Origin of the sequence: Pseudomonas sp. SWI44 (assembly GCF_002947915.1) — a bacterium.
In the GTDB taxonomy this organism is placed as follows: Bacteria; Pseudomonadota; Gammaproteobacteria; order Pseudomonadales; family Pseudomonadaceae; genus Aquipseudomonas; species Aquipseudomonas taiwanensis.
Genome location: NZ_CP026674.1, coordinates 2,496,239 through 2,518,654, shown reverse-complemented (window position 1 = coordinate 2,518,654; position 22,416 = coordinate 2,496,239). Strand labels below are relative to the sequence as shown.

22 protein-coding genes and 1 pseudogene are annotated in these 22,416 nt (G+C 60.1%); 8 read left to right on the top strand and 15 right to left on the bottom strand.

The window, feature by feature from the left end:
* Window positions 1-102: 102 nt before the first annotated feature.
* On the bottom strand, window positions 103-1,863 hold the full coding sequence (locus C4Q26_RS11825) for a cation:proton antiporter (protein ID WP_023383087.1): 1,761 nt from the start codon (window positions 1,861-1,863) through the stop codon (window positions 103-105).
* A gap of 322 nt (window positions 1,864-2,185) precedes the next feature.
* Here C4Q26_RS11825 and C4Q26_RS11815 point away from each other — a divergent pair, with 322 nt between their 5' ends.
* On the top strand, window positions 2,186-2,671 hold the full coding sequence (locus C4Q26_RS11815; protein WP_023383088.1) for an acyl-CoA thioesterase: 486 nt from the start codon (window positions 2,186-2,188) through the stop codon (window positions 2,669-2,671).
* Here C4Q26_RS11815 and pdxY read toward each other — a convergent pair.
* Window positions 2,668-3,540 (bottom strand): pyridoxal kinase PdxY, encoded by an 873-nt coding sequence (gene pdxY, locus C4Q26_RS11810; protein ID WP_023383089.1) that lies wholly within the window; start codon window positions 3,538-3,540, stop codon window positions 2,668-2,670. The genes C4Q26_RS11815 and pdxY overlap by 4 nt on opposite strands.
* Window positions 3,541-3,660: 120 nt before the next feature.
* Here pdxY and C4Q26_RS11805 point away from each other — a divergent pair, with 120 nt between their 5' ends.
* On the top strand, window positions 3,661-4,053 hold the full coding sequence (locus tag C4Q26_RS11805; protein ID WP_023383090.1) for a DUF3301 domain-containing protein: 393 nt from the start codon (window positions 3,661-3,663) through the stop codon (window positions 4,051-4,053).
* Here the strand turns inward: C4Q26_RS11805 and C4Q26_RS11800 are convergent, their stop codons facing one another.
* From C4Q26_RS11800 to zigA, 3 genes are read right to left on the bottom strand one after another with little or no spacing between them, the layout of a single operon-like run.
* Window positions 4,054-5,025, bottom strand: coding sequence for a GTP-binding protein (locus C4Q26_RS11800; protein WP_104881055.1), 972 nt, complete (start codon window positions 5,023-5,025; stop codon window positions 4,054-4,056). It lies immediately after the preceding gene.
* Between the two features lie 40 nt (window positions 5,026-5,065).
* Entirely contained in the window at window positions 5,066-5,692 is a 627-nt protein-coding gene (locus C4Q26_RS11795) for a DUF1826 domain-containing protein (RefSeq protein WP_023383092.1), read from the bottom strand.
* Complete coding sequence (gene zigA, locus C4Q26_RS11790; RefSeq protein ID WP_023383093.1) at window positions 5,689-6,897, bottom strand: zinc metallochaperone GTPase ZigA; 1,209 nt, start codon at window positions 6,895-6,897, stop codon at window positions 5,689-5,691. Before zigA ends, C4Q26_RS11795 begins: the two co-directional genes overlap by 4 nt.
* Window positions 6,898-7,009: 112 nt before the next feature.
* Here zigA and C4Q26_RS11785 point away from each other — a divergent pair, with 112 nt between their 5' ends.
* Together C4Q26_RS11785 and folE2 are read left to right on the top strand one after the other, a co-directional pair.
* Window positions 7,010-7,390, top strand: a complete 381-nt coding sequence (locus tag C4Q26_RS11785; RefSeq protein WP_104881054.1) for a glutamine synthetase — start codon at window positions 7,010-7,012, stop codon at window positions 7,388-7,390.
* Between the two features lie 23 nt (window positions 7,391-7,413).
* Window positions 7,414-8,301, top strand: coding sequence for a GTP cyclohydrolase FolE2 (gene folE2 / locus C4Q26_RS11780; protein ID WP_023383095.1), 888 nt, complete (start codon window positions 7,414-7,416; stop codon window positions 8,299-8,301).
* A gap of 4 nt (window positions 8,302-8,305) precedes the next feature.
* Here the strand turns inward: folE2 and C4Q26_RS11775 are convergent, their stop codons facing one another.
* Window positions 8,306-8,833, bottom strand: coding sequence for a DUF3617 domain-containing protein (locus C4Q26_RS11775; RefSeq protein ID WP_104883108.1), 528 nt, complete (start codon window positions 8,831-8,833; stop codon window positions 8,306-8,308).
* A 131-nt stretch (window positions 8,834-8,964) separates the two neighbouring features.
* On the opposite strand from C4Q26_RS11775, the gene cls reads away from it, so the two are divergent.
* The gene (gene cls / locus C4Q26_RS11770; RefSeq protein ID WP_023383097.1) at window positions 8,965-10,404 is read left to right on the top strand and encodes a cardiolipin synthase; all 1,440 of its coding nucleotides are present in this window, start codon (window positions 8,965-8,967) and stop codon (window positions 10,402-10,404) included.
* Window positions 10,405-10,409: 5 nt separating this feature from the next.
* Here the strand turns inward: cls and cfaB are convergent, their stop codons facing one another.
* On the bottom strand, window positions 10,410-11,594 hold the full coding sequence (cfaB, locus tag C4Q26_RS11765) for a C17 cyclopropane fatty acid synthase CfaB (protein ID WP_023383098.1): 1,185 nt from the start codon (window positions 11,592-11,594) through the stop codon (window positions 10,410-10,412).
* A gap of 207 nt (window positions 11,595-11,801) precedes the next feature.
* On the opposite strand from cfaB, the gene lpdA reads away from it, so the two are divergent.
* Window positions 11,802-13,202, top strand: a complete 1,401-nt coding sequence (gene lpdA / locus C4Q26_RS11760; RefSeq protein WP_104883107.1) for a dihydrolipoyl dehydrogenase — start codon at window positions 11,802-11,804, stop codon at window positions 13,200-13,202.
* Between the two features lie 91 nt (window positions 13,203-13,293).
* Here lpdA and C4Q26_RS11755 read toward each other — a convergent pair whose 3' ends face one another.
* The 7 genes from C4Q26_RS11755 to C4Q26_RS11725 all read right to left on the bottom strand — a co-directional run bounded on the left by C4Q26_RS11755 (window position 13,294) and on the right by C4Q26_RS11725 (window position 19,660).
* Window positions 13,294-14,229, bottom strand: coding sequence for a MurR/RpiR family transcriptional regulator (locus C4Q26_RS11755; protein ID WP_023383100.1), 936 nt, complete (start codon window positions 14,227-14,229; stop codon window positions 13,294-13,296).
* 131 nt (window positions 14,230-14,360) lie between these two features.
* Window positions 14,361-15,128: an ABC transporter ATP-binding protein gene (locus C4Q26_RS11750; protein WP_023383101.1), complete on the bottom strand. Its 768-nt coding sequence runs from the start codon at window positions 15,126-15,128 to the stop codon at window positions 14,361-14,363.
* A 20-nt stretch (window positions 15,129-15,148) separates the two neighbouring features.
* Window positions 15,149-16,261 carry a succinylglutamate desuccinylase/aspartoacylase family protein gene (locus C4Q26_RS11745; RefSeq protein WP_023383102.1) on the bottom strand — a complete coding sequence of 371 codons (1,113 nt, stop codon included), beginning with the start codon at window positions 16,259-16,261 and terminating at the stop codon, window positions 15,149-15,151.
* A gap of 9 nt (window positions 16,262-16,270) precedes the next feature.
* On the bottom strand, window positions 16,271-16,966 hold the full coding sequence (locus tag C4Q26_RS11740; protein ID WP_023383103.1) for an ABC transporter permease: 696 nt from the start codon (window positions 16,964-16,966) through the stop codon (window positions 16,271-16,273).
* Window positions 16,967-16,976: 10 nt separating this feature from the next.
* A complete protein-coding gene (locus tag C4Q26_RS11735) occupies window positions 16,977-17,666 on the bottom strand; it encodes an ABC transporter permease (RefSeq protein WP_023383104.1) in 690 nt (229 codons plus the stop codon).
* 76 nt (window positions 17,667-17,742) lie between these two features.
* Window positions 17,743-18,519 carry an ABC transporter substrate-binding protein gene (locus tag C4Q26_RS11730; RefSeq protein WP_023383105.1) on the bottom strand — a complete coding sequence of 259 codons (777 nt, stop codon included), beginning with the start codon at window positions 18,517-18,519 and terminating at the stop codon, window positions 17,743-17,745.
* 505 nt (window positions 18,520-19,024) lie between these two features.
* Complete coding sequence (locus C4Q26_RS11725) at window positions 19,025-19,660, bottom strand: LysE family translocator (RefSeq protein WP_023383106.1); 636 nt, start codon at window positions 19,658-19,660, stop codon at window positions 19,025-19,027.
* A 301-nt stretch (window positions 19,661-19,961) separates the two neighbouring features.
* Between C4Q26_RS11725 and C4Q26_RS11720 the strand changes: the two genes are divergently transcribed.
* The gene (locus C4Q26_RS11720; protein WP_023383107.1) at window positions 19,962-21,557 is read left to right on the top strand and encodes an MFS transporter; all 1,596 of its coding nucleotides are present in this window, start codon (window positions 19,962-19,964) and stop codon (window positions 21,555-21,557) included.
* Between the two features lie 30 nt (window positions 21,558-21,587).
* Window positions 21,588-22,043 (top strand): DoxX family protein, encoded by a 456-nt coding sequence (locus C4Q26_RS11715; protein WP_023383108.1) that lies wholly within the window; start codon window positions 21,588-21,590, stop codon window positions 22,041-22,043.
* Here C4Q26_RS11715 and C4Q26_RS28755 read toward each other — a convergent pair.
* A pseudogene (locus tag C4Q26_RS28755) lies at window positions 22,012-22,285 on the bottom strand (hypothetical protein); the annotation flags it as partial. The gene C4Q26_RS11715 and the pseudogene C4Q26_RS28755 sit on opposite strands and share 32 nt — an antisense overlap.
* Window positions 22,286-22,416: the final 131 nt, after the last annotated feature.

The window sequence follows — 22,416 nt, the reverse complement described above, 5'->3', positions numbered from 1 at the left end:
ACTTTGCCCCGTAGAATCCCCAGGCTTTCTGCGCTTGGCGCCATCGCTACCGCTCCATCCCCTCGGACTTCGGTGAACGCTGGCGCAGAAAGCCCAACCCACTCAGTGCGAGTGATCGCGACTGTTCTCCAGGGTTTCAAGCAGGGCGATTTGCATGCGCGTGTGTACGCGTATGAACCAACGCCAAAGCAACGCCACCACCAATGCCGCCACCACCGCGATCACCAGCAGCAACTCGCTGGTGGGCAGAATGCTCGCCGATAGCGCCGACAGCAGCAGGAAGATGACCAGCAACGACAACAGCGGGATCACCTCGGCAATCACCCTCCGCACGCGCTGCGTGTGACGCCCGGCCATCTCCGGCTTGACGCCCATCTCCGCCAGCAGCATCGACAGCGCCTTGAGCTTGCGATAGGCCGCAATCAGAAACGGGAGCGAAAGCAGCAGTGCAGCGCCCCAGATCACCGCCTTCTGCTGACTGACATCGCTCACCCACTCGGTCAGCCAATTGCCGATACGGCCAGCAAAATAGCCTCCGCTGAAGAAGATCGCGATCACCAGTGCCAGATTCACCCCCACCTGCAGCAGGATGCGACGGATCATCGCGGCCAGCATCGCGCCCTCGCCCTGCGGCTGGATGCTGCGCAACCACTCGCCATACAGCGACAGCACCCGTGCCAGGCGGCGCGGCACCACGTGCCCGAGTTTGATCGAAAGCGGATCAGCGGCGCGGATCAGATACGGCGTCAGCAGCGTGGTGATGGCCGACACCGCAACGGCGACGGGGTAAAGGAAGTCGCTGGTTACCTGCAGGGTCATGCCCAAGGCAGCGATGATGAACGAAAACTCGCCAATCTGCGAAAGGCCCATGCCCACGCGTAGCGACGTGCGGCCGTCATTGCCGGCAATGAATGCCCCCATGCCACAGGACAGCATTTTGCCCAGCACCACCGCCAAGGTGATGACCACGATCGGCCAGGCATAATCGACCAGCACCTGAGGATCGATCATCAAACCGATGGCGACGAAGAAGATCGCGCTGAACAGGTCGCGAACGGGTTCGATCAGGCGTTCGATTTTCAGCAACTGCCGCGACTCGGCCATGATCGCGCCAATCAGGAAGGCCCCCAGTACCATGCTGTATTCGAGCTTCACCACCAGCAGGCAGAAGCCGAAGCACAGCCCAAGCACGGTGATCAGCAGCATCTCGTTGCTTTCGAATTTGGCGACGTAGGCCAACAGCCTCGGCACCAGCAGAATGCCGATGACCAGCGCCACGATCATGAACAAGGACAGCTTGCCTACGGTGGAAAACACTTCCCCGGAGCTGACAGTGCCACTGACCGCGATTCCTGACAGCAAGGCGATGATGCCGATACCGAGGATGTCCTCGACGATTAGCACGCCGAAGATCAGCTGTGCGAAACGCTCGTTCTTCATCTTCAGGTCATTGAGCGCCTTGACGATGATGGTGGTCGACGAAATCGCCAGGATCGCCCCTAGGAACAGCGAATCCATGGTGCTCCAGCCGAACCAGCGGCCTATCTCGAAGCCGATCCAGATCATCAGGACGATTTCCAGAAACGCTGCGATGAAGGCGGTGGCACCGACCTTGAACAGTTTGCGCAGACTGAACTCAAGGCCCAGGCAGAACATCAGGAAGATCACCCCAAGCTCGGCCAGGGTCTTGATGGTGTCTTCGTCGTGGATCAGGCCAAAGGGCGGAGTGTGCGGGCCGATGATGAAGCCTGCGACGATGTAGCCCAGCACCACGGGCTGTTTGAGCCGATGAAAGAGAATGGTCACGACACCAGCGACAAGCATGATCACTGCGAGGTCCTGGATGAAGCTGATGGCATGCATGGCGCGATTCTCCTTTTTCTCGATGCCAAGGCAGACCGCTCCTCTGCCAAAGCAGCCCCGAGCGAGCAGCAAGTACATACTGTATTGAATGCTGGAAAGCCCATGTTGCAGGGGCGTACTCAGGTTAACATCGCACCTCGCCGCAAATTGCCGGTGCAATATGCAGAAACAGATCGGCTACTTAACCGCCGCCGATGGCGTGATCGGCGTGACGATGGAGCGTCAGCCAACGTCCCGTATCAGGATGGCAAACACCAAGAGGGGAACCGACGTGTCTGTAGATACCCACCCCGCTTCAGCGCAACCTCACCGTGAGCACTCTATGGAACCTGGAAACGCCCAGCTGACTATGACCGTTTTGATGACGCCGGACATGGCCAACTTCTCCGGCAACGTACATGGCGGCACCCTGCTCAAGTATCTCGATGAAGTGGCTTACGCCTGCGCCAGCCGATATGCCGGCAGCTACGTGGTGACGCTGTCGGTGGACCAGGTGATATTCCGTGAGCCGGTACACGTCGGCGAACTGGTGACCTTCCTGGCTTCGGTCAACTACACCGGCAATACCTCGATGGAGGTGGGCATCAAGGTGGTGACCGAGAACATCCGCGAACGCTCCGTTCGCCACTCAAACAGCTGCTTCTTCACCATGGTGGCTGTCGATGACAATCGCCGCCCGGTCCAGGTACCACCGCGTCAGCCACAAACCAGCGAAGAGAAGCGGCGCTTCCTGCAAGGCCAGCAGCGCCGCCAGATCCGCCAGGAACTGGAAAAGCGCTACCAGGACCTGAAGACCGACTCGATCTAGAACGCCAGGCGTTGCGCCTCGAAGCGCACACGCGGATGGGCGATGCGATCATGGGCCCTCACCAGCTGCAATTCGTAGCTGGTGCAGGCTTGGGTTTCCAGCAATACCTCGTGCACCGCCGCCGCAGTGAACTCGAAGGCCTGCTGCCAGCTGTCCCCCAGCAGCACACGCGCCAGGAACAGCCCCGAGGTAAGGTCACCGACACCCACCGGCTGGCGCGGGAAGGCCAGCAGCGGCCGCTTCAGATGCCAGCTCGCCTGCTCGGTAACCAGCAGCATCTCGAACGAATCTGGCGCCCGATCGGGGTAGGACACGTGCTTGACCAGCACCACCTGCGGGCCACGCTTGAGCAGGCTGCGCGCCATGGCCACGCAATCGGCCAGCGACTCTGCGCGCCGGCCGCAGAAGCTGTCCAGCTCCAGCTGATTCGGACATAGAATGTCAGCCTTCGCGACGGCCTCTTCGAGCAGGAACTCGCTCACCTCGACCGGGACGATACAGCCCTTCTCCGCATGGCCCATGACCGGGTCGCACAGGTACAAGGCATTCGGGTTCACCGCCTTGATACGCTCCACCCCCGCCAGAATCGCCCGCCCTTGCTCCGCACTGCCCAGGTAGCCGGAAAGCACGGCGTCACAGTTGCCTAGCTCCCCGATGTTGCTAATGCCTTCCACCAACGCAGGAATTTGCGCTGGAGCAAGCACTTCTCCTGCCCACTGGCCATACTGAGTGTGATTGGAAAACTGCACGGTATTGAGCGGCCAGACGTTGACCCCGATACGCTGCATGGGAAACACCGCAGCACTGTTTCCGGCATGGCCAAACACCACATGGGACTGGATTGCGAGCAGGTGCGGGGTACGTTTCATGCGGGAGATTTCCAAAGCTGTTTCAAGGATTGTGCGCAGCGCAGTATGAACTCGATTGCCACCTGTACGACAGGCCAGGGACGCAGTTAAGCTGGTTCGACCTGTTTGGAGCATATGCAAATGTTGACCCTTGAGAATCTTCTCGTCCTGATGCTGGTGGCCACGGCAGGCGCTTGGTTGTGGCACAACCATGGGCTGCGCGAAAAAGCCTTGGAACGGGTCAAGCAGCATTGCGCCAAGCTCGACCTTGAGCTGCTCGACGACGCCGTCGCCCTCAAGCGCATCGCCTTTGTCCGCGATGCCAATGGGCGCAAGCGCTTGGCGCGGGTATACGCCTTCGAGTTCACTGTCACAGGCGAGCAACGTCACCCAGGCACCGTAACGCAATTCGGTGCCCACAGTATGCAGATCGAATTGGCGCCTTACCCGTTCGAGATCAAGACCCCGCCTCGCGGCGACAACGTGATCGAGATGCAGCAGTGGCGCCAGGAGCACAACCGCTGGCGCAATTGATCAATCGATCCGGCAGTCAGCCAGCGCGTCCTGCAGGACTTGCTGGGGCTGGGCTTGGTCGAAGATCAATTCGATACGGGTGTCCCTGCGCCAATCGCTGGGCTGCCAATCAGGCGCCCTGCCATGGACACCGTTGAACGATTTCCAGCCCTGCGCACTGTGGATAACACCCTTGGCGCGACGCCAAGGCCAGGACTCAAGAAGACCGCGCAGTCGCTGCTGATCGAAACACTGGCTGGGGTGCCAGCGCCAACCGATGCTCCAACTCTCCTCTCCCGCGTGGACAAGGCACATTGGGATTCGTGGGTCTGTCCACAGGGGCTGAGGTGGAGCCGGCGCATTACCCACAGCCAGTGCTTCTACCGAACCTCGACCGGCCGTCCCTGTGGACGAAACCGGAAGTCGGGCCAAGGGCAATGCGCCAAAGTCCGTCCAGTAGCCTTCCTGGCCGGCCAAGGCGGCAGTTATCAACAGCCGTTTCTGTTCATCCACAGCAGCGGCCTTATTGAAAACCACCAAACCCGATGCCTGTAACGCCTGTGCTTGAGCATCTGCCAGAGGCTCGCCGCGCGCCAGCGCTTCTGCGTCCACCACCATCAACAGCGGCTGGACAGCCAGGACCCCAGTCCACGGCGCTTGCCCAAGCTGCTTCAACAGCTGCACAGGGTGACCCAGCCCCGAGGGTTCGATGAACAGGCGGTCGGGCCGAGCTTTGCGCAGCAGCCGGCCCAATCCTACCTGAAACGGCATGCCATTGACGCAGCACAGGCAGCCTCCTGCCACCTCGCCGATGGCAATGCCATCGTCATCGCGGTGCAGCAGGGCGGCATCCAGTCCTATTTGCCCAAACTCGTTGACCAGTACCGCCCAACGCTCATTGAGTGGGCGCTGGGCCAGCAACTGGCGAACCAGACTGGTCTTGCCAGCGCCCAAGGGACCGGCGATGACATGGGTGGGAATATTCTGCAGCATGCGATGAGTTCAAGGCGGGTGTGTCACCCACTATGCCCCGTCACGCCAACCAGTCAAGACTGAGCAGCAAACGCCGCTCATTACTCGACGGCGAACGATGGACCAATCCGGCACCTTCGTTACCCAACCATTTCTCACCTTTGAGAATGGCAACTTCGCCCGCTTGCAGGCGCTGTATCTTATCCACAGGCTCGTGCGCCAGCGACAGGCCGTCGCGGGCTATAGACCCCTCGGGTAACCACTCGCTACCGGGGCCGGCGTAGGTCGTGAGCAAGCGCAAAGGCACATGATCAACATGAAAGCGGGGACACATGGCCCCCTCCAGTACGCGCACACGCAGGCCGACACGGCGCGCACCAACAAGGCAGGTAAACGCAGAGACCAGCCAGTAGACATCGGCGACGAACCCTTCGTAACCATGCAGATCAGCCGCCTCGGGCAATAGAGGGCTCAGTTGGAGCGGGCGATCTTCATTCACCTCCAGCACACGCGCATCCGCCAGCAATTGGCCTTGACCGAGCAGCAAGCTGGCAAAGTCCTGCACCTGGACCGGCAGTCGACGTTGCCACACGGCCAGGTTGACGCCATCGAGCAGAATGTCGGACAGGCTGCGCGGTGATTCACCTGCGACCTGACGGATATCCACAGCCCTGAGCGCGGGCGTCATGCCGCCGCCTCCTCATGCCAGGGACCAAAAGGATCAGGCAACCGCAGCCAAGCCATTGCGCCAAGCGCCATCTCCTGGTCGGTCAACAGGCATGCATCGAGCTCTGTGGATAACCTCTCGAAGTCGATGTTCTGCCCGATGAATACAAGCTCCTGCCGGCAATCTCCGCATTCTTCGGTCCACAGCTTAAGAATGGCGGCGATGTTCTCCTCGTCCTGAGGCCATTGCTCCTTCGGCACGAACCGCCACCAACGCCCCGCCAACCCATGGCGCATCATGCCGCCAGCCTGCGACCAACTGCCGGCCTCCTGAAACTTGCTAGCAAGCCAGAAGAACCCCTTGGAGCGCAGTAAACGACCATTGCTCCAAGGGCTGTGGATAAAATCAAAGAAGCGTTGTGGATGCAGGGGTCGACGGGCCTGCCAGGTGCTCGCGGCGATGCCGTATTCCTCAGTCTCTGGCACGTGCTCGCCCCGCAGCTCACGTAACCAGCCCGGCGACTGTGCAGCTTGGTCGAAGTCGAACAGACCCGTGTCCAGGATGCGCGCCAGCGGCACCTGCCCCATGACCATCGGCACGATCTGCGCCCGAGCGTTCAGGCTGCGCAAGATGGCCGTCAGCTCTTCTCGCTCGTGCTGGCTGATGAGGTCGATCTTGCTCAGCAACAGCACATCGGCAAATTCCACCTGCTCGATCAGCAGGTCGCTGATCGAGCGTTCATCCTCCTCGCCCAGTGTCTCACCACGGCTGGCCAAGCTTTCGGCCGCCTGGTAGTCACGCATGAAGTTCAGGCCATCGACGACGGTAACCATGGTGTCCAGGCGCGCCATGTCAGACAGACTGCGCCCTTGCTCGTCGCGGAAAGTGAAAGTTTCCGCCACGGGCAAGGGTTCGGAAATCCCCGTGGACTCGATCAGCAGGTAATCGAAACGCTTCTCCTGCGCCAACCGGGCAACTTCCTCCAGCAGATCTTCCCGTAGCGTGCAGCAGATGCAGCCGTTGCTCATCTCCACCAGTTTTTCTTCAGCGCGGTTAAGGCTGACGTTGCGCTGCACTTCACTGGCGTCGATGTTGATTTCGCTCATGTCGTTGACGATCACCGCCACACGCAGGTTGTCGCGGTTACGCAGGACATGGTTGAGCAACGTGCTCTTGCCCGCTCCAAGGAAGCCGGACAACACGGTAACGGGTAAGCGATTGGACATGGTGAAACCTCATCAGGCAGACGCATTCGAAACGATGCATTGCATAATGTTATAAAGTAACAATACAATTTCGCCAAGCCGTTCTCGTCGGACGTGTTGCCCGGAGCTGTAAATGAACCTGTCGCGCGCGGTGGCACTGCTGCTGCTTTTCACGCCTTTGCCACTGTTCGCCATGCCCAAGGTCGGCAACCTGGCGCTGTGCACACGCAGCGCCACGCTGCTGGCCTGCCAAGATGGCAAAGGCAATTACTACAGCGTGCGCAGCGAACGGGGCACGCTTTACCTGCGGGGTTATGACAGCGCCAGCCGCCGCTTGTGGGCACAGACCAATAGCCGCTTCGGCGCGATGACCTTTTTCACTGGTCTGGCCAGCGACGGCGAAGCTTGGGTCGGCTACAGCCACCGCGTCGGCTGGACCACGCTCAATCGTGTATCGAGCTCCAGCGGAGCCCGGTTCAACCTGCATTGCAGCCTGATCGGCGGTTGCCGCTGACAATACTTCCCTTGGATATTCACATGACCAGCCTCACGCTTCCCGATATCGCCGCACAAACCCAACAGCACGCAACCCCGCTGGACTGGGTTGGCATGTGTGGGATCGCCGTGCCTATTCAGTTCGAGACACGCAGCGTGGCTGCACTGGCCGACGCAGGGGTGAACCTGAGCGACGGAGCATCGCGCGGTATTCACATGTCGCGGCTGTACCTTTCGTTGGAAGCATTGGAGCGGCAACCACTCACTCCACTCGCCATTCGGCGATGCCTGGCGGAGTTTCTGGCCAGCCACGCGGAGCTGTCATCCGGTGCATACCTGCGCCTACGTTTCGATCATCTGCTGAAACGGCCAGCCTTGGTCAGCCCGTTGGCGGGTTGGAAAAGTTACGCCATCACCGTGGACGCTAGGATGGAACACGAAATGTTCCACGTGGAACTATCGGTGCGTGTGCCCTATTCGTCGACCTGCCCCTGCTCGGCGGCCTTGGCCAGACAATTGATTCAACAGCAGTTTCAGGCAGATTTTGCCGGGCAACCGATCAATCATGAAGCCGTATTGCAGTGGCTGGGCAGCACCCAGGGAATCGTCGCGACACCCCATAGCCAACGCAGCCTGGCACTGGTGGGCGTACGATTGCAGGATAACTTGGACCGTTTACCCGTGACCGAACTGATCGATAGCATCGAATCGAGCCTGGGCACGCCGGTGCAGACGGCGGTCAAGCGCGCCGATGAACAAGCCTTCGCACTGGCCAACGGACAGAACCTGATGTTCTGTGAGGACGCCGCACGACGCGTTCATCAGACGCTGCGGCAGTTGAGTTGGAGCACTGCTTTCACCTTGCGCGTGGAACATGCGGAAAGTCTGCATGCCCACGACGCGGTCGCCACGAGCCAGTGGCAATGGTGAATCATCAGCTTCGTGGTTTGACGGTACCGCAATCATTTCCCAGCCAGACCGCTTTGGTATTCATGTTGCCCTGCTGCTGAACCCCGGAGGCATTGAAGGTCCCGCTGACCTGCGTGTGAAACTCCCGATCGCTGAGGAAAGTCGCTTGCCCGCTGCCTTGGGCGCGAGGGCAACTGAACTGGAACTTCCAGACATTACCCGTGCGGTCGGTGATCTTCTGCGTGCATCCGGACTGAGGATCCTGCAGGGGGATGTCGTTGGTCTTGACCTGCTCCGGCGTGAGGCACGAACGCACGCCCTTGCCCCCTACCGTCACACCTTGTTTGGCCAACACCCCCTCCATCATCGCCCGCTGCTCCGGTGGAAGATTTTTCAGTTGGCCGAGCATGAATTCCATGTCGGGCAGCGGTTTACCATCGACCTGCATGTTGCTGGTGGTCAGTTCCCACAGGCCTGGTTGCAACATCTGCGCATGCACCACGGGGCTACTCAGGCCCACGGCCAAGACCAACAGTGGCAGACGAATCTTCATGGACGAACGCTCCTAGAGAAAACCGGTCAACGGGCCGGACTGAGCCTTAGACGCTAAAACCGCACGCAGGTTGCAAGCCACACCCTGAACGTGTTCTGTTAGCCCAAGTGTATTCGGCAAGCAGGATGCGTATGGATTACCACAGCCCCTACTTCTTCGGTTACGTGCTTGGTGTGATTCACCTGATCGGGATTTTCGCCGCCCTCCATGCGGTGTTCACCGTGCGCACTGCCCAAGGCGCAATCGCCTGGGCGATGTCACTCTTCTTCATTCCCTACTTCACGTTGATCCCCTACCTGGTGTTCGGCGCCCGCTCCTTCTACGCCTACATCCACGCCCGACGCCAGGCCAACCAGGAAATGCACGTGGCCATGGCTAACCTCAACTGGCGGCCCTGGGTCGAGGAAGCCCTCACGGCCAGAGAGTCGGAAAGCTACGCCGCCCTGCGTGCCATGCCCAAACTTGGGCGCATGCCTTGCCTGGCTAACAACCAGGTGAAGTTGCTGGTCAATGGCAGGGCGACCTTCGATGCCATTTTCGCTGCCATCGCCGACGCCAAAGAAGCAGTGTTGGTGCAGTTCTTCATCATCCACGATGACGTCATCGGCCAGGAGCTTCAGCAGCTGTTGTTACGCAAAGCTGCCGAGGGGGTGAGGGTCTTCGTGCTTTACGATCGGGTTGGTAGCCATGCGCTGCCAGCAAGCTACAGCCAAGTGCTGCGTGAGGGCGGCGTGCAGATCCATGCGTTCGCCACCCGCCGCGGCTGGTTCAATCGTTTCCAGGTCAACTTCCGCAATCACCGCAAGATCGTCGTGGTGGATGGCCTGCTGGGCTTCATCGGTGGCCACAATGTGGGTGATGAGTACCTGGGCGGGCATCCTCGATTGTCACCGTGGCGCGACACCCATGTGCAAGTCAGTGGGCCTGTCTTGGCCTGCCTTCAGGAGTCGTTCGCCGAAGACTGGTACTGGGCCACGCGCCAGCTACCGCCGCTGATCCTGCCAGATGCGTACCCAGAGAACGGCGTACTCTGCCAGGCCTTGGCCAGTGGCCCGGCAGACTCTCAGGAAACCTGCTCGCTGTTCTTCATCGAAGCGATCCATTCCGCGACCCGGCGAGTCTGGATAACCAGCCCCTACTTCATCCCCGACGAAGCCGTGTTCGCGGCCTTGCGTCTGGCAGTGCTACGGGGCGTGGATGTGAGGATTTTGATTCCGTCGCGCCCAGACCACAGGATCGTCTATGCCGCCTCCAGTCTGTTCGCCTTCGAAGCGGTACGCGCAGGCGTGCGCATGTTCCGGTACCTGCCGGGCTTTCTGCACCAGAAGGTGGTACTGGTGGATGATGAGGTCAGCGCTATCGGTAGCGCGAACCTGGATAACCGTTCGTTTCGCCTGAACTTCGAGATCACCCTGCTGACCATCGACCGCACGTTCGCCGACCAGGTCGAAGCGATGTTGTCCCATGACTTCGAGCATGCCAGGGAGATCACCGCAGAAGACAGCCGCGACACGCATCGCCTGCAACAACTTGGGATGCGTATCGCCCGGCTGATCTCACCGATTCTCTGAATGGCTCAGCGGTACAGGTCCTCCCGAGTCCAGGGCAGGTCATGGTGTCCATCGGCATACGGCTTCACCGCCAGTATCTGGTGCAGGTTGATCCAGCCCTTCTGGAAGGCATAGGCACAACCGGCCAGGTACAGGCGCCAGATGCGCAGGGTCTTTTCGGGCACCAGGCCTGCGGCCCTGTGCAACTGGTTCTCCAGGTTTTCGCTCCAGTGGTTGAGGGTCTTGGCGTAATGCAGACGCAGGCTCTCGACATCCACCACCTCAAGGCCGGTCTCGCAGATGCTGGCACTGATCATCGACAGGTGCGGCAGCTCACCATGGGGGAACACGTAGCGGTCGATGAACTCCCCGGCGCCACGCCCGACCGGTCGACCATCCACGTGCTTGGCAGTGATCCCATGGTTCATGACCAAGCCGCCTTCACGCACAGCCCCGTACAGCTTCTGGCAGTACAAGGCGAGGTTGGCGTGACCTACGTGTTCGAACATGCCGACGCTGACCACCTTGTTGAAACGACCGTCCTGGGGCAAGTCGCGGTAGTCGAGGATCTGCAAGTCGACCTTGCCGGCCAGCCCCTCCTCCTTGACGCGCTGACGGCCAAGTTTGAGCTGCTCTTTACTCAGCGTGATACCGAACACTTTCGCACCGTACTCACGCGCGGCGAAACGTGACAGCCCACCCCAACCACAACCGACATCCAGCAGATAGTCACCGGCCTGCAACCGCAGCTTGCGGCACAGGTGGTCGAACTTGTCTTGCTGGGCTTGGGCAAGTGTATTGTCGGGCTCTCTGAAATAGGCACAGGAGTACGCCATGTCCGGATCGAGCCACAGCTGATAGAACTCGTTGGAGAGGTCGTAATGGTAGGAAATGGCTTCGGCGTCGGTTGCCTTGTCATGGGCAATGCGCTGCGGCGAGGTTTCATCCTCATCCGTGAGCAGGGCTTCACTGAGCTCATCGCAAACCCGAATGACCTCCCCGATATTGCCCTCGAGCTCCAGCTTGCCTTCAACGAACGCCTCACCCAGTTCACCCAGGCTAGGATGATTCAATTGGGCAATGAGTTGAGGTTCCTTGATCAGGATGGTGACTTGCGGGCTGGGCCCCAGATCGAACTGGTTACCGTCCCACAACTTCAGACGCAAAGGTAAGTGCAGGCTTTGCAAGGCTGGTGGAAGTTGCGCAAGCATCGATGACCCTCCCCTTCATGTAACGGACGTGCCCCCTGAAAATTGGGACGCCACCGCAACAGGGTAGTTCATTGAAACAAAGTTTCCGCTTATCACGACCATCGTCTAGAACCAACAGCAATGAAAACGACGCAGATTGTATACAATTCAAGGCACTACGACTAACCTTGTGCCCCTCTCGCGCTTCTTCATCCTGGAGTAGAACCCATGAAATCCTATGACGTGGTGATCATCGGCGGCGGCCCCGGTGGCTATAACGCAGCAATTCGCGCAGGTCAGCTGGGCATGAGCGTTGCTTGTGTGGAAGGCCGCCCGACCTTGGGCGGTACGTGCCTGAACGTCGGCTGCATGCCGTCCAAGGCGCTACTACATGCCTCCGAACTGTACGAAGCCGCCAGCGGGGCCGAATTTGCGCACCTTGGCATCGAGGTGAAGCCCACCCTCAATCTCGCCCAGATGATGAAGCAGAAGGACGAGAGCGTGACCGGCCTGACCAAGGGCATCGAGTACCTGTTCCGCAAGAACAAGGTCGACTGGGTCAAAGGCTGGGGTCGCCTGGATGGCGTCGGCAAGGTAGTGGTCAAGGCAGAGGATGGCAGCGAAACCACGCTGCAAGCCAAGGACATCGTCATCGCCACTGGTTCCGAGCCCACCCCGCTACCAGGTGTGACAATCGATAACCAGCGCATCATCGACTCCACCGGTGCCCTCGCCCTGCCCCAGGTGCCCAAGCACCTGGTGGTGATCGGCGCCGGTGTGATTGGCCTGGAACTGGGTTCGGTGTGGCGTCGCCTGGGCGCCCAGGTCACTGTCATCGAATACCTTGACCGCATTTGCCCTGGCACCGACGAAGAAACCGCCAAGACCCTGCAAAAAGCCCTGGCCAAGCAAGGCATGGCCTTCAAGTTGGGCAGCAAGGTCACTCAGGCAAACGCCTCGGCCGATGGCGTCAGCCTTACCCTCGAACCCGCCGCAGGGGGCGCCGCCGAAACCCTGCAAGCCGATTACGTACTGGTGGCCATCGGTCGCCGTCCTTATACCAAGGGCCTTAACCTGGAAAGCGTGGGCCTGCAAACTGACAAGCGCGGCATGCTCGACAATCAGCATCACCGCACTTCGGTGCCAGGCATCTGGGTCATCGGCGACGTCACCTCCGGCCCGATGCTGGCGCACAAAGCCGAAGACGAAGCGGTGGCCTGCATCGAGCGCATTGCAGGCAAGCCCCATGAGGTCAACTACAACCTGATCCCCGGCGTGATCTACACCCGGCCGGAACTGGCCAGCGTGGGCAAGACCGAGGAGCAGCTAAAGGCCGAAGGCCGTGCCTACAAGGTAGGCAAGTTCCCCTTCACCGCCAACAGCCGCGCCAAGATCAACCACGAGACCGAAGGCTTCGCCAAGGTCATCGCCGACGCCAATACCGATGAAGTGCTGGGCGTGCATCTGGTCGGCCCGAGCGTCAGCGAGATGATCGGTGAGTTCTGCGTGGCCATGGAGTTCTCCGCCTCGGCCGAGGACATCGCCCTCACCTGCCACCCACACCCGACCCGGTCCGAGGCGTTGCGCCAGGCCGCGATGAACGTCGATGGGATGGCGATGCAGATCTGACCCCAGGGTACGGTGCCAGACGGTGGTAGGCCACCGTTTGGCGCCTGGCCAAGCAGACGCTCAGCTCGTGGAATCAGCTCGGCCGTCGGGTCTAAACGGATTTCACTCGGCGCTTGATCGGTTTGCGCAACGGCTTATCGTTGCTCGGCATGTGCAGGTAGGACATCACGCTTTCGGTCAGCTCTGAAGCCAACTGCACCGCTTCTGTGTTGCGGGCCATCACACCCGCCACCAATGCCTCTATCAGCGCCAGTACGCTGCCGTTGGAACTGATCAGCACAGGGTGGTCCGCTGGGGCAAAGAGCGCATGGTCGGCGATATTGGTCAGCGGTGAAGCGGGCGAGTCGGTTATCGCCAGGACCGTTGCCCCGCGTTCGCGTGCAAAGCGCGACAGCTGCAGCGTATCGAGCGAGTAGCGCGGCAGGGAAATCGACAGCAATACATCCTGTTCGGTGATAGCCGCCAGGCGATAAGCGGCGTTTTCATTGCCCCCCTCCATACTCACCGCCGTGGCATCGGCACAGAACGGTACCAGGTTCGCTGCCGCCAAACCTGCCATGTACGCACTGTTGCCAAAGCCCAGGATGAAAATCTTGCGTGCCTGGGTCAGGCAACGGATGAAAATTTCGAAGGTATCGGCGGAATTGTTGGCGCCAGCGGTGTCGAGATTGCTGGCGGCGATCTGTATTTGCTCATGCAGGCCGAAGGCCCCGTCCGGGCGATGCGCAAGCTCATTACGCAGCTTGTCCACTGGCGACACCATCTGCTGCAGTGTGGCTACCAGTTCGGCCTTCAGACCGGTATACCCGCCCATGTCTATCGCTTTGGCCAGGCGGTTGACCGCGGCTGGCGAAGTGGCGGTTTCAACTGCCATCTCCTCGATGGTCAGGGTCGCAGCCTTCAGCGGATGACGCAGGATGAAGTCGGCCACCTTACGCAGCGAGGGTTGCAGATGGGGTGCAGCCTCCGCCAGCTTGCGCATCACCGGGGCAGCGTAGACGGTTACATGCTTGGTAGATGTCGGCATGGATGGGCTTTCAGCACGTTTGAATGAATGGACCTACGCGCTCTATCGGGGCGAGGCTTGGGAAGTTCCGGCTGAAGTGTATCCGAAGCAGAGCGCCGGTGTAGCGCTCTGCTGGGTGTCCTGCGCGTCGCCTACTTCAGGCTGCCGGCCAGAAACTGCTGTAGGCGCTCGGACTTTGGCTGGGCCAGAACTTCGCGTGGGCAGCCCCTTTCCTCGACGCGACCTTGATGAAGGAAGAGCAGCTGGTTGGAGACTTCCCGGGCGAAACCCATTTCGTGGGTGACGACCACCATGGTCCGCCCCTCTTGCGCCAGGTCCCGCATGACCTTGAGCACCTCGCCAACCAGCTCCGGATCCAACGCCGAGGTCGGTTCGTCGAACAACATCACTTCAGGCTCGACAGCCAGGGCTCGGGCAATGGCCACGCGCTGCTGCTCTCCCCCACTCATGTGCCCCGGGTATGCGGTTCGGCGATGGCCAACACCAACCTTCGCCAGATAGTGCTCGGCTTTCTCACGGGCTTCTTTCTTGCCAACGCCCAGCACATGCACCGGTGCTTCCATGACGTTCTCCAGGGCAGTCATATGGGACCACAGATTGAAGTGCTGAAAGACCATGGACAGGCGTGATCGCATCCGTTGCAATTGCCTGCTGTCGCTGGCAGTGAGGGTTCCGCGGGTCTTGTGCGACCGCAGCTTGAGCTCTTCGTTGTTGAGCAGAATGCGCCCGCTATGCGGCTCTTCCAGCAGGTTGATGCAACGCAGGAAGGTACTCTTGCCCGACCCGCTGGATCCGATGATGCTGGTGACATCACCGGCTTTGGCCGTCAGGGACACGCCCTTGAGCACTTCATGGGTGCCGTAGCGCTTGTGTAGGTTGTCGATTTCCAAGGTGTACATGGCAGTCGGTGCTCTTGTTGTCAGTCGGTGAGCAGGCGGCCCTGACGAATCGGGTGCCGACCGGCAACTTTGGCCAGCCACAGGCCGGGCTGGGCATAGCGCAGACGCTCGCGGGCATAGAGAACGCCGCAGGTCGTGGCGTACACCACAGAGTGCCGATCGCTGAGCGGGTCGATGACCTCGAACAATGGGTCGCCGACGTTGACCTGCTTGCCTAGCGGCTGGAGAAAACTCACTACGCCTGGGTGCGGTGCATAGGCATACTGCGCGCCAGAAAAAGGGGTGGCTTCACAACATGTAGAAGGCACGGCTGGCCACTCGCCGCTGATCAACCCTTGGTCGGCAAGGAAGCCGAGTATGTCCTCGGCACTCTGCTGTACCTGTGGTCGATCGGTATCGGCCATGCCACGCAATTCGATGGTGGTAGCCGTGCACGCCAGCGGAATGTTGTGTTGCGCGAAGCGCTGCGCCAAATGCAGCCAAGGGAGCGCGCAGGCTTCATCGAAGGAATTGCCGCCGCTGTCTTCGGCCAACAACACCGCGCCCGCGTTCAAACGAGCGGCCAACGGCTTCAGGGCTGGCCAAAGCTGTGGCAACGCGTAGAGCAGCATGATCGATTCGAAATCGCAATGCAGGTCGAGCACCACATCCGCATCGCAGGCCTGTTGCAGCAGCAAGCGGCGCAGCCCATCGAGCTCCGATCTGGCCGGCGGCAACGCGGCGATGGCCTCTTGCATCAGGTGGCGAATCAGCGTGACGTTCACCTGCGGATCGTCGCTCAACCTGCCTTCGAGCTGCGGAACGATCAGCTCCGCCAACGCAGGAAAATCGCGGTTGAAGTTCTGTCCGCTGGCCAGGTCGAAACGTCCCTGATGGGTGGCTTGAAACATTTGCCCCAGGCCAATCGGATTCGCCACGGGTACAAGCTCGATGACGCCGTTGAGTTGGCCCTGCCGCTCCAGCTCGATCAGACGTTGTTTGAGCTCCACCGCCACGCGCATGCCTGGCAGTTCGTCGGCGTGCAGGGCGGCCTGGATATAGGCCTTGCGCGGGCCGCTGCCAAAGCGAAACACCGAGAGTCGACGCTCCGTTCCAGCGGTGCTCCAGGGCAGTGGGTGTTGAATATGTTCCATGGATATCTCTCAACTCTTGCGCGGGGCCAGGTGCGCAAGCCAGCGACCTTCGGCCAGCTTGAACAGGCGCAGCAGGATAAAGGTCAGGCACAGGTAAAACAGGCCAGCGGTGACAAAAGCCTCGAACGGCATGTAGTAGCGCGAGCTGACCGTACGCGCCACGCCGGTGATATCGACCAAGGTGACGATCGAGGCAAGCGAAGTGGTGTGCAGCATCATGATCACTTCATTGCTGTATTGCGGCAGCGCCCGGCGTAGGGACGAGGGCAACAGGATCCGGCGATACAGCGTGAAGCGCGACATGCCCACAGCTCGCGCCGCTTCGATTTCACCACTGGGCGTAGCTTTCAAGGCGCCAGCAAGAATCTCCGCACTGTAGGCACTGGTGTTGATGGCAAACGCCAGACAAGCGCAAAAAGTGGCGCTGGAGAGGTACGGCCAGAACACACTCCCCCGCACGGCCTCGAATTGCGCCAGCCCGTAGTAGATGAGAAAAAGCTGCACCAGCATTGGCGTGCCCCGGATCACGTAGGTATACAACCAGGCCAAGCGGTTGAGCCAAGGCGTGCGGGATATGCGCAGCAGTGCCAAGGGAATGGCCAATGCCAGGCCCGCGGCCAGGGCGATCAGAAGCAGTTTGAAGGTCACCAGGACGCCTCCAGCGTAGAGCGGAAGGCTGTCGGCGATCAGCTTGAAATCCAGCACGGGCGTTTCCTCAGAATTCGGCCAGGCGGGTACCGACGGCGTAGCGCTGTTCCACCCAGCGCAGAATCACCAGGGACACCGTAGTGAGCAGCAGGTACAACCCGGCAACGGCCAGGAAAAAGGTGAAGGGTTCGCGGGTAGCGTCAGCGGCGTTCTTGGCTTTGAACATCATGTCCTGCAAGCCCACTAGCGATATCAGTGCCGTCGCCTTGGTCAGGACCAGCCAGTTGTTCGTGAAACCTGGGATGGCAAAGCGAATCATCTGCGGCAACAGCACCCGCCGAAATACCTGCATCCCGCTCATGCCGTAGGCCGCACCGGCTTCCGCTTGTCCTCTGGGGATAGCCATGAAAGCCCCGCGAAACGTTTCCGAGAGGTAGGCTCCGAAGATGAAGCCCATGGTGCAGACGCCAGCGATGAAAGGGTTGATGTCGATGTATCGAGGGTGACCCAGCAAGGGAGCCAAGCGGTTGACCAGGTCCTGGCCTCCGTAAAAGATCAGCAGGATCAGCACCAGGTCGGGAATGCCACGGATGACCGTGGCATAGCCTTCGCCGAGTGCTGCCAACCATTTCACATGCGACAAGCGAACCGCCGCCCCCAACAAGCCAAGGGCAATCGCCACCGTCATGGAAATCAGCGCCAGGCTCAGCGTGAGCCAGGCACCCTGGAGAATGGTCGGGCCATAGCCGTGCAGCATGGTGGGGGTCCTCAACCGGCGCCGTCCGAGGCGGCGCTCAAGCACTAAAAGGTGGAAGCGGTTGCGCTCCCAGCAGTCACTTGCCGTAGATATCGAACGCGAAGTACTTGGCCTGCACTTGCTGGTACTTGCCGTTGGCACGTACCGCGTCGATCGCAGCATTTATGCGCGCAGCGTTCTCGCTGTCGCCCTTGCGAACCGCAATACCAGCCCCTTTGCCGAAGTACCTTGGGTCGTTGAAGTCCGGCCCGACCAAGGCGAAGCCCTTGCTTATGGGGGTTTTGATAAACCCTTCACTGGTATTGATGATGTCGGCCAAGGTAGCGTCCAGCCGACCGGCCACCAGGTCGAGGAAGGCTTCGTTTTGTGAGGCATAACGCACCACTTCGATGCCAGCGGGTTCAAACTGGTCGGAGGCAAAGCGATCGTAGGTAGACGCGCGCTGTACACCGACCTTCTTGCCCTTGAGGTCAACCAATGGATCATTCACCACGCTGCCAGCTTTCATCGCCAGCTTGCCTGGGGTCTGGTAATACTTCTTGGTGAAATCCACTGACTTCAGACGGTCTTCAGTGATGGACATCGACGACAGCACCGCGTCGATCTTGCGTACTTTCAGCGATGGAATCAGCCCATCGAATTCCTGCTCGACCCACTCGCATTTGACCTTCATTTCGGCACACAAGGCGTTGCCGATGTCGTAGTCGAACCCGCTGATCTGGCCTTCAGGGGTTTTGAAGGCGAAGGGCGGATAAGCCGCTTCGATACCAATACGCAGGGTGTCTTCGCTGGCGGAAGCGATGCTGGTGGAGGCGTAGAGCGCCAGTGCTCCGAGAAGTACGATCTTGTTCATCTTATTGACTCCTGACTGGGGCGAGGTGGTTGTCGACGCAGGGCTTCACCCCTGCTCCTGACAGTTCTTTTCCCGCACCGAGTGGCAAGCTTTTCAGCGCCAAGTCCTAGAGCCTGCGTGCAGCCCTGACGTGAAAGCCTACCCGCTCACGGGACCGGTTTCGGCAGCATTTATGACACGTTTATTTTCATAAATCTACAATGCAGAAATATTTGTGTCAGATGCAGAATGACACTAAACCCATAGAAAAGGCTCTATTTAGCTGGTTTTGGGGATTTGACCGGACGTTTCGAGAAGGGGGAAATTTGAAGTACCGCGCGCTAAAGTGCTTGAAGAAGGATTTCCTCCGCGATACACAGTTTCACAGGATCGGTTCGTGAAAAAAAACATTCACTGTTGGGCGGCTGGGTGCGCAAGTTCCATGACAAGGGTGGCTTGGTTGATGGCGCCAGCGTGTCTGGCGCTCAGATACCCCTCTCTCCCCTCCAGGGATGATGACCGAGATTCAGGCTACCTTGGCCTGAACGGTGAACAGGCTCGCCCCCAGCGCCACGAACGAGGCGCCGAACAGCCGATTCATCAGCCTCGCACGGTTCGGCGCAGCAAGCTTGCTGCGCAGCACCTGGGCCAAGGTCACATAGAAGGCATGGGAGATCATCGAGCAGGCCGCGAAGGTCAGCACGAGAATGCCCAACTGCACGTTCGAATCATTACCCGGGCGGATGAACTGCGGCAGGAACGCTGCGAAGAACAAAATCGCCTTGGGATTGGTCAGCGCCACGGTCACACCGTTGAGCATCAGTCTGTTGAGGGGGGTAGCGCGCCTGGCCGGCTGATCGAGTTTATCGAAGGCACTGGTGCGGCTCTTCCACTGCTTCACGCCCAGGTAGATCAGATAGCTTGCACCGAGCACCTTCAGCAGCAGGAAGGCCGTGGCCGACGCCTGCAGTAGCACGCCCAGTCCCGCACTGGTGGCGGCCGAGATCACCAGCAAGCCCAAGGCGTTTCCGACCGAACCCAGCATGGCCCGTCGCGGCCCAAAGGCCACCGAATTGGACAGCGCCATGATCACGCCGGGACCTGGGGTCAGGGTGACCAGCATGGCGACGACGACAAAGCCGAACCAATCGTGAAGTGACATCCTTGTACATCTCCTGGGGATTGACTGGCGGACTGTAACAGATAGTCGCCCTGCTCTCGCATGAATGCCTGCGGCAGGGCGGGCGTCTCCCACTGGCTGATGAGCTCAGTTTGTCCCACTCAGCGAGACACTTATTCCTGCCGAAGCGGGTTTTTCAACCCAGGCATTGACAGTAGATTCCTCTCATCGCAAACCTCGAAGCCTGCGTACTGGGCTGCGCATGCTTTCTCGCACTGCCAGGCTTCGTTACCAAGCACCGGGAATCACCTGGACCCGATAACACCTAAAGGGCAGCAACGGAATGAACACATCGACTGCAAGCGCTTGGAGCCCCCTGCGCAACACCACCTTCCGCATGTTGTGGATCGCAACGATTGCTTCCAACATCGGTACCTGGATGCATGAGGTCGGCGCCGGATGGTTGATGACGACCCTTTCCGCCAACCCGCTCCACGTGGCATTGATCCAAGTGGCCGGCTCGCTACCAATGTTCTTCCTGGCGCTACCCGCCGGTGCCGCCGCTGACATCGTCGATAAACGTCGCTACCTGCTGCTCGTGCAGCTGTGGATGTCTGCAGTAGCGGTAACACTCGCTGGCCTTACCTTGCTGGGGCTGATGAACATTCCTTTGCTGCTGATGCTCACCCTCGCCTTGGGCATCGGTACGGCCTTGATGATGCCGGCGTGGAGTGCACTGACGCCTGAGCTCGTCAGCAAGGACGACCTGCCCAATGCGGTGGCGATCTCCAGTGTCGGGATCAACGTATCGCGCGCGATAGGCCCAGCGTTAGCAGGCGTTGTCGTGAGCCTGGTCGGCCCGTGGCTGACATTCGCCCTCAACGCCATTTCATTCGCGGGTGTCATCCTGGTGCTGTTCACATGGAAACGTGAGATCAAGGAGCCACTGCTTCCAGCAGAACGTTTCATGGGTGCCATGCGTACTGGTTTGCGCTTCGCTCGCAGTTCCAAACCCCTTCAAGCAGTGCTGATTCGTGCACTGGCATTCTTCTTGTTCGCGAGTGCCGGTACCTCGCTGCTGCCGCTGATCGTCCGCGGTGAAATGCAAGGTACCGCCGCTGACTTCGGCATGCTTCTCGCCGCCATCGGTATTGGCGCAGTGGGTGGGGCTACCCTGCTGCCTCGCCTGCGCGAACGCATCAGCAGAGATCGACTGGTGATGATCGCCAGCCTTCTCTATGCGCTTTTCCTGCTGGTTTTGGCTTTGGTGCGAAATTTCTATGTGCTGATGCCCGCCATGCTGTTGAGCGGTGCGGCCTGGATCGCGGTGCTCTCGAACATGCAGGTCGCTGCGCAAACATCGGTCCCAGCGTGGGTCAGAGCCCGTGCGCTGTCGGTTTATATCCTGGTCTTCTTCGGGGCCATGGCCAGCGGAGGCTTTTTGTGGGGCTCCGTGGCGAGCCATGCCTCGATCACCCTGAGCTTGCTGGTGGCTTCTGGCGGGTTGGCGCTAGGCACGATTCTCACATGCAACGTTACGCTTCCCGAGACCGAAGCCGACGAACTCGCGCCCTCACTGCACTGGCCAACCCCTCTGATCAACGCTGAGATGGATCAAGAACGCGGACCGGTAATGGTGACGGTCGAATACCACATCGACCCTGCGAAGGCCGAGGCGTTCTCCGAGGCTGCCCGCGACCTGGAGGCAATGCGCAAGCGTAACGGCGCGTTGTCTTGGGGATTGATGCAAGACAGTGCCGAACCCGCACTGTGGCAGGAGTTCTTCTTCGAGGAATCGTGGCTTGAACACTTGCGCCATCACCACCGCGTCACACGGGGTGAGCTGAAAATCGAGGCCCGCGTGCGGAAGTTTCAAACCGAAGATGTTCCCGTGCGTATCCGCCACCTTCTGGCTGAATCACATACACATCACCGCTAAAGCGCGGACGTCGCAAGAGGACCTTTGAAAATGACTCCAACTGAAATCCGCCAGGGGCCCGCGGGCCTGGCAAAAATCTCATTGCCGCTTGGCCTGCTGTTTCTACGCGTATCTGCCGCTCTGTTGCTTCTTCAGATCCACGGTCTGCCGAAGCTTCTTCACTGGAGCAGCGAGCTGCAACGGATCGAGGATCCGTTCGGTCTGGGGGCAACCCTGACACTCTCGATGGCGGTGTTTGCGGAAGTGGTTTGCCCGATCTTGTTGATCCTGGGCGTTTTCGCGCGCCTCGCTTGCCTGCCAGTGCTGGCCGTGCTCGGAGTTGCGCTGGTGGTAGTCCACCCCGACTGGACGTTGGAACAAGCGCAATTCGCGTGGCTGTTCACCATCCTGTTTGCAGGCTTGGCCATCACTGGTCCGGGCGCCTGGGCCATCAGGCCTGACGTACGAAGGAGAGGGACTCATCAGGCTGAGTTTGCAGAGAAATAAGCCTGAGCCGAAGCCGAAGTGCGGCCGGCACAGAACTATCCGGCTCGTACAGGTAATGCACCGTCCGCCCGGTATCGCCTACATCCTGCGGTGGCGGACTTTCCCTGGCGAGTTTGTCGCCATACCAGCCGAAAAGGGTAAAGCCGCAGCCCAGCTCACGCTGTCGCTTCGCCCGATAAATCATTCCAACCCGTGCCGGCTTCAGACCTGTCCCAGAAGTGCGCGACAGACCGCTTGTGCAAGCCTTGCTCGCTGCGCCAATGTGGGCGGACTGCGCCGCGTGGGCGGTGTCGTTGGCGCTGGTGAAGTGGGTGATGCTGCCGGCGTTGTAGGTGGTGGCGCTGCCGCCGCCCTGGATCACCAGCTCGATCTT